We start from the raw sequence: 12,223 nt of genomic DNA, 5'->3' as shown, positions 1-12,223 counted from the left end.
AGGAATTGAAAATAATGAAAAAGAAACTGATTACTTTATTATTGGCATCTTCTATGGCATTAATGAATTTTGCTTCTGCGTATGGAGCAGGCGATTTTACGGATCCTGGCTATGCGATGACTGCGGAAGATTCATCTGATGTTGAAGCTGATGCAGGAGAGGAAGTAAATGCAGAAGATCTTTCTGCACCTGAAGAGTCCGAAAATACAACAGATTTCGATGATATAGCGGACGAATTCACTTCAGAAGAGACAGAAGAGGAACCTTTTTCAGATGAAAAAGAAATCCCACCTGTTCCAGAAGGGGACATACTGGTAGAAAGCGCAGGTCAGGGAATAACAGCCGGAACCTCTACTTATTCTGAAAAATCTTCTTTTGGACGTAGGAAAGCTCTTTCCCAGCTCAAAGGCATGGGAATTAACAGCAGATCCTACAGCTGGAACTGGGCAAATCCCGAATATACTTCTTATTATACGGACGAGACAGGATGTCTGCATATCGTTGCCTGGAAGGATCAGACTTTATATGATGCAGCCTGCAATTCTGATCTTAATATTACCGGCGTAACAAAAGTCCAACTTCCTCTTCCATTGTGGGGAGGCTTTTACGCTGCACCTGATGGCAACTTTTATGTTGCAGTAGGGCAGAAAAACCTTAATGAAGACAATAATGTGATTGCTGCCCGGGTTCTCAAGTACAGCCGTGCCTGGAAACTGCTTGGAGCAACAGATATTAGTGGTGGATATACAAATATGTTTGAGGGAATTTACATTCCTTTTGATGCAGCATCTCTGCGTATGACTCAAATTGGTTCTACCCTGATTGTCCATACAGGAAGGGAAATGTATGGAATGGAAGGGGTTCATCATCAGAGTGATATCACTTTTGTCATTAACACCCAGAATATGACCCTGATCGATTCAGACATGCCTTATTGCAGTCATTCTTTCAATCAGTTTGTTGTAAATGATGGTTCTCGTGTATATTTCCTGGACCATGGTGATGCCTATTACAGAGGTCTGATTCTGTCCTCCTTTTCAGCATATTCTGGCGGATATATTGCTCAGGATAGGGCGGTAGATTTGTTTCCTTTCATGGGTGCTACAGGTGATAATTACACCGGATGTCAGGTAACCGGATTTTCTCTGGCTGGAAATAACCTGATCACTGTAGGAAAATCGGTTCCTCATGAATTTGCAGTAAATGGTCAGACCGGATATGAAAACCTTAACCAAAATATTTTTATGATAGTCACAGATAAAAACAGCATGCTTTCTAAATTTATCTGGCTTACCCAATATTCTCCATCAGGAGCTGAAGTAACCCTGACAGAGCCGAAGCTTATTCCGGTTGAAAATAATCAGTACGCAGTCCTTTTTTCAGAGGAAACTACAGATCAGAGTATTCTGCATTACCTTCTGATGGATGGTTCCGGAAATGTGATATTGTCCAAATTATATAAAAATGTCACCATCCAAACAGATTCCCAGCCAATTTTATGGGGCCGGAATATAGTGTGGGTGTCCGGAAATTATGACAATGATAATTATGACAGCTCCAATACATTCCTTTATGAAATTCCGGTAGTAACAACTCCTCTTGAAGGAATTTCTCTGGATCAGACTAATCTGACAATTGATGAAGACAATACCCAGAAGCTTACCCCTTCCTTTACACCTTCTAATTCCGATGATGTCAAAGATGTAGTCTGGACAAGCAGTAATCCTAAGATTGCATCTGTTTCAGAGGATGGAACCATCAAGGGAAATGGTTATGGCCAGGCTGTGATCACTGCCTCCGCAGGAGATTTCCAGGCCCAGTGCCAGATAATGGTGAGAGTATCGGAGACAGATACACCTCTGGTAACACCAACGTTGAAGCTTTCCCAGAAAGCTGCAAACCAAATACATTTAACCTGGAGTAAGGTTCCTGGTGCCAAGGGATATCAGATTTACTGCAAAACAAATTCCCGGTCTTCTTATAAGAAAATAAAAACACTGAAAACAGGTACTCTCAGCTTTGATACTGCTGTAGTTCCAGGCGTAAAATATTCATTTAAGATTCGAGCTTACGGAACCACTGCAAGCGGAAAGACCAAATATTCCAAATTTTCATCCGTGAAATCAAAGAAAGCAGCTGTACCGGCTCCTTCTAAGATTTCATGCAAAATGAGTAACGGCGGTACACAGATTTCCTGGTCAAAAGTAGCCGGTGTTTCAGGATATGTAATTTACCGAAATGGTACAGCTGCTAAAACAGTAAAAGCTTCTGCTTTAAGCTGGAAAGATACAAAGGCTTATGATTCCCAAACAGGTCTGTACTGGGTTTATAACTATTATGTGAGAGCTTTTAAGACAGTAAACGGAAAACGGATATACAGTAAAGCTACAAAAGTAGTTAATCTTTATGTATAAGTATAAATTATCCTGAATTATTCACAGCTGTGCCGTGAAAGTAGCTGAAAGCCACATAGTTACTGTATTTAAGCTGCTTATTGCATTTCATCTAATAAGTGAATAGAAAAAGAGACCAAATATGTGGTAAAATTTAAGTGTCGAATCCAAATAAATACCGCAGAAAGGGTCTCTCTATGGATATTTTAAACACCTTCACACTGAAAAGCAATAGACAGATTAAAATAAATTTTGACGGAGGCGATTTATCCTCCGATGCAGGACTTCTCCTGATAAAAGAATTCGCTGCAAAGATCGGCTTCACCAAGCTGATCAAAAAGAAATTTAAAACCAATGATACATCAGTCCGTTTTCACAAAGACGATGAAAACCTGATGCAGATGATTTATCAGATTATCTCAGCCTATTTCGAGGATGACTGTGCTGATGAACTGGCCATTGATCCTGTTTTCAATGCCATTCTTGAAAAGAACAGTCTGGCTTCACAGCCAACACTATCAAGATTTTTCAACCGTATGGATGAAGATACACTCCTGCAGTTTGATGACATTGATAAAAGCCTTAGGGATATCATCTATTCCATAAAGTGTCCGGAGCATATGCTTCTGGATCTGGACAGTACTTTATTTGGCACATACGGCAATCAGGAAGGGGAAGGTTTCAACTTCCATTATCAGGCACACGGATACCATCCTTTGCTCTGCTATGATGGTCTGACCGGGGATCTGTTGAAGGCAGAACTTCGTGATGGAACACTTCACTGCAGCAATGATGCTGATAAATTTATGGAACCCCTTTTTCAGGAATATCTGGAAAGAGGCATCAAAACATACCTTCGTGGTGACAGTGGATTCTCATCTCCCAAACTTTATAAAACCTGTGAGATGAATGGCTGTTCCTATGCCATCCGCTTAAAACAGAATTCTTCACTCGTGGCTCTTGCTTCGGATAAAGATGAAGATTTATACAAAGCAACCAAAGAGGACCAGATCAGCTATGCTGTAACTTATGGTGAATTTCTGTATCAGGCCGGCTCCTGGGATTATCCAAGGCGCATGGTTTTCAAGATTGAAAAACCATACGGTCAGCTGACGCATATGTACACCTTTATTGTTACAAACATGGATATGGAACCTTATCAGGTCATCCAGTTTTACTGTGGGCGTGGCAAGATGGAAAATTTCATAAAAGAGGGCAAAGGTGGATTTGACTTTGCTGCTGTCAGCAGTCATTCCAAAGTAGTAAATGCCAACCGCATGAGACTTCATATGCTTGCCTACAACTTATTCAATTGGTTTAGGCGAGTGGTACTCCCTGCAAATATGCGAAAGCAACAGGTGGATACCATTCGTTTGAAGCTGATAAAGATTGCTGCAAGAGCAGTCCGCTCAGCAAGATACGTTTACTGGAGGGGTCTGACCACCGAAAATAATCGGAAAGATAATAATTTTCACATAAAAAAATTCTAAAATTTATATAACATAAAATTCCTTACCCATACATAAAACCATCCCAGCTATATGAATAATGTACATAGTCGGGATGGTTTTGATTGCAGTTAGCCCGTAAGGGTCTGATCACCGAAAATAAGTGTGTGAAAGCAGTAGAAAAGATATAGTGGTTCGGTTATAATAAAGAAAAAGTGTCGAAGTAGGAAAGGAGAAAACATTATGCCGGTAGCAATAAAAATGCTGTTAGATCAGTATACCGAAATATTACGGAAGATATATGGAAATCATTTAAAGACAGTAATTTTGTATGGCTCCTATGCAAGGGGAGATTATAAGGCAGATTCTGATATAGATATAATGATTCTCCTGGACTTGTCAGATATGGATATTAAACAATATCGCCATGAACTGTCAGGAGAAACTTTTGATTTTAATATGGATCATGACCTTGATATTAAACCGATAGCAAAAAGTCAGCAGCATTTTCAGAACTGGGTTGATGTATACCCGTTTTATGCGAATGTAAAGAAAGAAGGGGTGAAATTATTTGATGCAGCCTAATGAAAAAGGAACACGGAAAGATTTGGTACTGTATCGGAACACTGTAGGGGTCTGACCATCGAAAATAACCGGAAAGATAATAATCTCCACATAAAACAATTCTAAAATTTATATAACATAGAATTCCTTACCCACACATAAAACCATCCCAGCTGTATGAATAATATACATAGTCGGGATGGTTTTTATCATGAATGGTTGCTATTACAATTGTTCTATTTTACAATGGTGTTCTTTTGTGTCTTTATCATAACTGATTCCCACACCCAGGATCTGCCCGGTGTATCTTTCCTTTTCCCCAGGCTTTCCCCTAAAGCGGAGCGCATACTGTTTTTCTCTGATCTGCCGGATTGCTTCTTCCGGTGAGTGACCTGCTTTTAATTCCAGGATCAGCCCTGTATCTGCCGGGTTTTCCGGATAAAAAATGAAATCTACAAATCCTTTACCTGCTTTATCTTCACGTTCCACCCGGTATCGGTCTCTGGCAGATAAATATACCAGATTGACTACCGCAGCCAGTTCCGTCTCGTTATTATACGAAAGAATCGGTGTTTCTGTATTGTGTGCCAACTGCAGGATCTCAGCCATCCGGTCGGTATCTCCGGACAGGGTTGCTTTTAGCATCTGGTCGGAAATACTGGCCAGACGGTAGACATAACCCAAACTTTTCTCACTGCGCAGAAGCTCCTCGTATTTGAACATTAATTCCCTGTTGGGAATAAATACTTTTCCCTTTGTATAGGTCAGCAGTCCATAGACTACCATAGCTGAGTAGATCTGGTTTTTGGTCCGAAGCTCCATGGCAGAAGCTGCAAACTCCTCCACCCGTGCATCGATCCCCTCTCCTGAAATCATCAGTGCCAGGTCATCCCGTATGTGTTCTATATCATTTCGTATATAATAAAAAATTTCATCATAAGGCCCGGAGCTGGTCCAGTAATTTGACAGCTGATTGAACCGCAGCGCCATCACCACAGATCTTGGATTGTAGAGACGCTTGCCGGAGGCGGTAAAATATCCATCATACCACTCACGCAGGCCCTCTCTGGAAACCTGTGGATTTTTGCATAGATGGAGATATTTATCATAAAGAACATCTACTTCCTCATCTGTGAAACCAAAATATTCCCCGAACATTGCCATGGAAGTCATTTTAAACTCCATGAACATGTTTAGTTCTGAACCACTGGAATATTTGGAAATAGGCAGAATTCCGGTCATATAAGACATAGACACATAGGCATGGTCTTTCAGAAGATTACTCAGAAACTGAAGATATCGTTTCCGATCTTTGTCCAAAATAAAATCTCTGTGAAAAATATAGTCCCATTCATCCATGACAAATAGAAATTTCTGTCCATGATATACATCAAAAATACTGTCCAGAATATCCCATAAGGCATCTTCCATGCTGCACTCTGCATCCGGAAAATCCTTTAACAGATCCATCTTTAATCTCTTTTCAATTCTTGAAATATATGCGGTATAAGAAGAACATTCCGCAGGCATTTTACTGAAATCTATATAGATAAGGTTATGCTGATTCAGATTATCCTCGTATAACGGCGAAGCTGAAATCTGCAAAGCATCAAATATATCCTGTGTGTCGGAGCCTTTTCCAAAAAAGGCACCAATCATGTTTGCCATAACCGTTTTTCCAAATCGCCGCGGTCTGGTGATGCAGATGTGTTTATTACCCTGCTGTACAAAAGGAATCAGCGCTTCCAGCAGCTGTGACTTATCTACAAAATAAGGGTTCTCAGTTTCGCTTTTGTATAATGCACCCGGTGCTGCACTGTTCAGATAAAATCCCATGGATTTTCGCCCTCCTTTTTCTATTTTTTGATCACATTTAATTGGTAATGGTTTCACTACTATCAGTATAACAAACACAACAAATACTTGCCAGCAGAAAATATTTAACTTTGTCAGGGCAGGGATACGTTTACCCTAAAATCGGAACCGGGTTCCGATGTAGTGAAAATGCTGTAATTATATAAAAAAATCCCATTCGGGTATAATTTATATATTTCTATATTAAATCATCCCGAACGGGTATAATACTATTTCTATAGTGGGACAATAACAATCTACACAACATATTCAAACAAAATTTTATCTTGATATATAATTTTATTCATTCCTATTTCTTTTTTCGCATTAAAACTAAATGTAAGCAGGTAACCTGTATCTTGATGATAAAGATCCAAATATTCAGCCAATTGTTTCTCACCTTTGGATTTATACGCTTCACCGTGCCATATTTTTAACTCAATAATAAACTGTTCTCCCGCGTAATCTACAATAATGTCTGTACGGGTCAGATCCCTGGTCTGTGCTTCTACGTAAAAATTTCCCGTTCCATTAATGATCGGTTTTAAATAAAGCAGAAATATTTTTCGCCCATGTTTTTCGACAAACGAACTGTCTGATTCCGAATAAATATCTGAATAGTACTGTACAAATTTATCCATCACTTTTTTCATATCCAGATGCCCATGGACAATAAACTGATTTCTATCAGAAAGTGCCGTACGTTCTGCTGTATTTCCTGCAATTTCTTCTGCAAGAAAATAATTATACAGATGTGATTCGAAAATTTTATTTGCAACAGCAACCCGTCCATCTGTATCTTTAAGAAAACCAAACATAATGCCGATGTTAAATGCCTTTGCATATGCATTAAATGGGTAATCCTGACCTTCGAAAAGAATATTCTGAAGAATCCCTGCCAGCTCCGGATATTCCGCAAGGTGTTTTATCATGTCATCAAACAGCGTATTGGGTTGTTTCAGCAGTAAATGAATTGCCTGCATGATTCCCTCTGTGCGCCATGCATAATCCGGATGCTCCGGAAATACCTGTTCATCAATGTTTTTACAAACTGCGGAAACCAGATAAGGATATCCGCTTGTGTAATCGTAAATGATTCTGGCAGCATTTAAATGGTCAATCTCTATTTTCCGATCATCTGCGTATTCCGAAAGCATTCCTTCAATATCTTTTACCGAAAAACTCATATCTATATCAAATTTTGCGGCAATATTCCAGGGGCTGTTGTACTGATGCTCCTGTTCCGGTCGAATCCTCAGTTTCAGATTTTTAATATCATATACACCGGCCAATATAACAGACTGAAAAGCAGGACGTTCATTCCTGTTAATATACTGATCCCTGAGTGTCCCAAGAAAAGCAAGAAAAATCTGTTGGTTACTGGCCTGATCAACTTCGTCGATCATGAGTACTGCCGGTTTTTTTATCTGTCTGCAAAGATTTGATATAAAATCTGAAAGCGTCCACAGATCTATATTCTGTTTCCCGGAACTAAACATAGATCTGCATTCTTCTACGATCAGATCAGGAATTTCGTTTAAGCTGCCATAAACCATTGAGGTGTAAAGAAGCTTAAAAACTCTTTGGCAAAAAGTGTTTTCACTCTGAAATACATCATAAGTAAAGCCTTCAAAACTGATTGAAAACACCTGATACTCATCGCTGAGAAAACTTTTCAGATTTTTTAATATCGTTGTTTTTCCATACTGACGAGCACGGTTTATAACAAAATAGTCACCATTATCAACTAAAGTTTTGATCTCCTGCAAACGGCTGGAAAGACTGACCATATAGTGCCTGCTGCTGTCACATGGACCGGTAATATTAAAACGCTTCTTCAATGTAAGCCTCCTATAAATAGTTGCCTGGATACAGTTATCGCATGCCTTTATTGTACCAAATATTTTTTATACTTACCATAAGAAAATAAACTTTGTCAGGGCAGGGAAAACCAGAAGAATTATCCGATAAATCATCTGGCTTATTTTTAATAACTGCCTGTTTCTAATGTCAGAGCAAATAATTACCCACTTATAAATCACAAAATCCATCTATTCTCCAAGTCTAAACACGATTCCCCACACAAAATTCCCTCCAAAATCAACCTGTACACCACCCAAAGGGGAACTATAATCATGACAAAGATTAAAAACACAAAGAAGGGCATGGCTAAAAAGACATTAAGTATGTCTCTTGTAGTTGCAATGCTTGCTACTTCTAATGTGCCGGTATGGGCTGCTGAGTTCAGCGATGGTTCTGACGTAGCAGTTGCTACAGAAGCTCCTGCAGAATTCGCAGATGAAACAGAAGCACCTGTTGTAGAGGATGCTACAGAAGTTGCTCCTGCAGAAACTACAACTACAGGTGCCAACATTGGGGTCTGACCATCGAAAATAATCGGAAAGATAATAATCTCCACATAAAAGAATTCTAAAATTTATATAACATAAAATTCCTTACCCATACATAAAACCATCCCAACTATATGAATAATATACATAGTCGGGATGGTTTTAATTGCGAATCATTACTCTGTCTATTAATTTTCTACAGTAAGTTTACACTATCAAATATAGGTTTTCTCTTGAAATCAAAAAGCAGTCATGTTATATTATTAATAGAAAAGATGCCACCGATAGACGGTTGGCCCGATACTAAATGTTAAGCTTTAGAAAAGCCGCTCAGTTTTCTCAGGACCGGGGCGGCTATTTCTGTGTCTTATTATTATCCTTACCAAAGGAATATCCTAATCCAAAGCAGGTTAAGCCAAAGCTCATTACTGCGATAAAATCAACAATACTCATAAGGCTCAGCCCTCCTTTCCGTTGATTCCCGTTTGGGTTTCTATGTAATCGGAGGGTTCAGTCCCTCCGTAGAGGGCCAACCGCCTACCGTTATGGTAGCATCCTATATGATTTTATCATGAATATAGTCTTTTTTCAATCAAAATAGACAGTCACCAGTCCTCTTTTTCTACTGGTAAGTCTCTTCTGAAAGAACCGGAGGGGTCTGACCACCGAAAATAACCAGAAAGATAATAATCTCCACATAAAAGAATTCTAAAATTTATATAACATAAATTTTCTTACCCACACATAAAACCATCCCAACTATAAGAATGAGTTCAATAGTCGGGATGGTTTTGATTGTGAATTATTACTGCACTGGTTTATTGGTATTTTCATCTTCAGATGGGCTCTCTGATTCTGCAAATAAATATTTCTCTGCCAGTTTCCACATCAACGGAGTCAGGCTGCTTCATATAAAACAACTCCCTCCTTTTGAACATTAGAATAAAACGGATAAGACGCTGCCCAGTGGTAAAAATGCTGCTGATTTTTCACTACAGGCATCATCCATATATCATGCTGAACATTATATTTAAATCCAAGTTCTGAAAGAGCATCTGAATATGCATCCATTTCTTCTTCGGAAAGATCTACCAGAATCATTATATCTATGTCTGAATCTGGTGTATAATCTCCTCTGACATAGGAACCGTATAGAATCACGCATTTTTAAATGCGCTCCATATATCTTTTGTATCTCTGATAAGTATTGAATAAGCAGTGTATGAATTGTCTGTGGCATATAAATCCATTCCTCCTTTCACTTTTAGTATAAAACAAACGATACTTTTTGGAAATGTGAAAAGCCGTCTATCTATCCCAAACTTCCTCTGGCAGACGCCAAGATGATCCGGAAAAATCTGACCATCGAAAATTGACGGTTTTAGAGAATGGATTGAAATAAATAAAAACGCCCAGCACGTTAATTCATGCCGGGTTTAGTATTTCAATTCGTTCTAAATTATGATATATTTGCTATGTTACCGCCTCCGATACTGGTGACAGGAGGGAGGTGAATTACATGGAAATTCTTGTTTCTCTTTTTGTCGCTATTATGGGTAATGTTATTGGCAATTTAATTTGCCATTATCTTATCAAATGGTTGGATAGCGACCAATAGTCGGTAATGAACCTATGGATTTAATCCCTTCCATCTCAAATAGGGAATCAAAAGCCCCGAAGGTCGCAACTTCGGGGCTTTTGCTGTAGTTGAACTACATGGATTTCTTGTTTCTCTTGTCTACTGACATTATAGCATATGCAGATCATGAAATCAATATACTACTGTGATAATTGTATGAGCCCTAAAATGAATTCTTAAATTCCACTGCCCCACTGGGCGATGGAATTTACTCTCGCATAGTAGATATTTACTCTTTCACACAATAATGTTATGGTTGTATTTCCCTCTGACAGCAGTAGAAGGAGAATTATCATGAGTAAATATATACCAGGAAATCAGAAACACTTAACATTAAATGACCGAATTTACATCGAAAATGAATTAGCAAAAGGAACATCTTTTAAAGACATTGCTACTTTTCTATGTAAAGACCCAACAACCATATCCAAAGTACTTACCTGGTAGGGTCTGACCACCGAAAATAATCTAACAGCAACATTCAAGAATGTGAAGAAAAAAACCTACTATGCAGGTCTCCACGCATTCAACAGAACATCTGAAGACGGCAAGAAAGTATTCAGCCAGTGGTCAAATGTAAAGAAAGTAACTGTTAAATAATCCATTTGGGTAAATAATACAGATTCCTAAAAGGGAACCCCGATCATTTCGATCGGGGTTCTTCTTTGTACAAAAAAGAGCCTCTGACCAATATGATCAAAGACTCTCCGTACTGATTTACCAGTATTTTTTACATAGCTGACAGCTCCCAGTTCCGATTCCGGCATAAAGAAACCACTGGCTAGATTTTAAACTCTTTATATAATTGTTCCCTGTATGTTTCATCTTCAGATGCTCTTTTCGCATCTGCATAACGTTTATTATCTAAAAGTATTTTCATAAGCATCCCAAGACGATTCTCGCCCTTCTTAATGCCTTTCTTTTCACCTTTTTTCTCGCCTCTTTTTTCGCCTCTTTCTTCTGCATAGGAAATCATACTCAACATATCGGACACCTCCTTTTGCCGGATCTGACTGTCTGAATCCGGAATGTAAGACAAGACTTTCTTCTGATCACCGGAAAATACACCATATAAAAGATCCATTAGTCCTTTTTCATTTTGCGCATCCCCTCCAAGACGTATTATAACAACTTCCATAAGGTCTGCTTCTGCAGCATCGATCTGATTGTCAGGGACACGGAAGCCTTCGTTTTTATAATTATGTATCTTGTAATAGGATACGGTATTCTGCTGCTCTTTAGGAATATTGTCAAGACAGATCCAGATACTGTACACCTTTTCCAGATATTTATAGCCTTTCCCATTCTTCCCTACTTTATCCAGCTGTGAGGATAATTTCCGGCATCCATAGTATATGCCTCTTTTAATAACAGGATACCCAGGCCGGTAATTCTTCTGCAATTCAAAATCCACATGAAGATTTACCAGGATATTTTCCTTTTTCTTTGGAAGCAGGGAACGAAACAGGATATCAAAAACTGCCGGTGCCTCATCTGTTGTGTTGAATTCCGTCAGCTCACCCCGGATGCTTCCTGCCATATCTTCTTCTACAAATGCGGTTCCTGTCTGGATGGTATCTCCCTCAATGCAGTTTATGATCTCCTCCAGAGAACAATCACTGTATTCTGCCACCGTGTACTTTAGAATATTGCCCATGATCGGCTTATATGAAAAAATATTTTTTGCCGCTTTGTCTTTGGTTTCTTTGCCTTTTAAGGTTCTCATTGTTGTGGAAATACTGTTTTTTACCTTCATGAGATACTCCTGCAAATGAAACATTCTTTTATATTTTCATGATAACTCAGAAATAAAAATTCGTCAATAATAGGAGGGGTCTGACCACCGAAAATTAAAGACTTACCAGCGAAAAATGCCGCCTTTTATATAAAGGTGACCGTGTCTTTAAAAACCGGCAAAAGCCTTGATTTCTCTTGATTTTATTGGCTTTACAGGATATACTGGACTGAACGACA

Annotated in this window: 6 protein-coding genes and 3 pseudogenes; 5 read left to right on the top strand and 4 right to left on the bottom strand. The window is 38.8% G+C overall.

Annotation, left to right across the window (positions count from 1 at the left end; genetic code table 11):
* Nucleotides 1-14: 14 nt before the first annotated feature.
* The 3 genes and pseudogenes from ACTNDS_RS09075 to ACTNDS_RS09065 all read left to right on the top strand — a co-directional run bounded on the left by ACTNDS_RS09075 (nucleotide 15) and on the right by ACTNDS_RS09065 (nucleotide 4,426).
* Nucleotides 15-2,414, top strand: coding sequence for an Ig-like domain-containing protein (locus ACTNDS_RS09075; protein WP_441035174.1), 2,400 nt, complete (start codon nucleotides 15-17; stop codon nucleotides 2,412-2,414).
* 176 nt (nucleotides 2,415-2,590) lie between these two features.
* A pseudogene (locus ACTNDS_RS09070) lies at nucleotides 2,591-3,826 on the top strand (IS1380 family transposase); the annotation flags it as partial.
* A gap of 258 nt (nucleotides 3,827-4,084) precedes the next feature.
* Complete coding sequence (locus ACTNDS_RS09065; RefSeq protein WP_441035172.1) at nucleotides 4,085-4,426, top strand: nucleotidyltransferase domain-containing protein; 342 nt, start codon at nucleotides 4,085-4,087, stop codon at nucleotides 4,424-4,426.
* A gap of 204 nt (nucleotides 4,427-4,630) precedes the next feature.
* Here ACTNDS_RS09065 and ACTNDS_RS09060 read toward each other — a convergent pair whose 3' ends face one another.
* Nucleotides 4,631-6,241, bottom strand: a complete 1,611-nt coding sequence (locus ACTNDS_RS09060) for an AAA family ATPase (RefSeq protein WP_441035171.1) — start codon at nucleotides 6,239-6,241, stop codon at nucleotides 4,631-4,633.
* 275 nt (nucleotides 6,242-6,516) lie between these two features.
* Nucleotides 6,517-8,100 carry an AAA-like domain-containing protein gene (locus ACTNDS_RS09055; protein ID WP_441035169.1) on the bottom strand — a complete coding sequence of 528 codons (1,584 nt, stop codon included), beginning with the start codon at nucleotides 8,098-8,100 and terminating at the stop codon, nucleotides 6,517-6,519.
* Between the two features lie 294 nt (nucleotides 8,101-8,394).
* Between ACTNDS_RS09055 and ACTNDS_RS09050 the strand changes: the two genes are divergently transcribed.
* The gene (locus ACTNDS_RS09050) at nucleotides 8,395-8,643 is read left to right on the top strand and encodes a hypothetical protein (protein ID WP_441035167.1); all 249 of its coding nucleotides are present in this window, start codon (nucleotides 8,395-8,397) and stop codon (nucleotides 8,641-8,643) included.
* A gap of 864 nt (nucleotides 8,644-9,507) precedes the next feature.
* Here the strand turns inward: ACTNDS_RS09050 and ACTNDS_RS09045 are convergent.
* Nucleotides 9,508-9,850, bottom strand: a pseudogene (locus ACTNDS_RS09045) (nucleotidyltransferase domain-containing protein).
* Nucleotides 9,851-10,543: 693 nt separating this feature from the next.
* Between ACTNDS_RS09045 and ACTNDS_RS09040 the strand changes: the two are divergent.
* A pseudogene (locus tag ACTNDS_RS09040) lies at nucleotides 10,544-10,681 on the top strand (helix-turn-helix domain-containing protein); the annotation flags it as partial.
* Between the two features lie 349 nt (nucleotides 10,682-11,030).
* Here ACTNDS_RS09040 and ACTNDS_RS09035 read toward each other — a convergent pair.
* Nucleotides 11,031-12,005, bottom strand: coding sequence for a hypothetical protein (locus ACTNDS_RS09035; RefSeq protein ID WP_441035165.1), 975 nt, complete (start codon nucleotides 12,003-12,005; stop codon nucleotides 11,031-11,033).
* Nucleotides 12,006-12,223 lie beyond the last annotated feature (218 nt).

The organism is Blautia sp. HCP3S3_C12, from assembly GCF_052064155.1.
In the GTDB taxonomy this organism is placed as follows: domain Bacteria; phylum Bacillota; class Clostridia; order Lachnospirales; family Lachnospiraceae; genus Blautia_A.
Note: the sequence above shows the minus strand (reverse complement) of the source record. Positions and strands in the feature narration are given on the sequence as shown.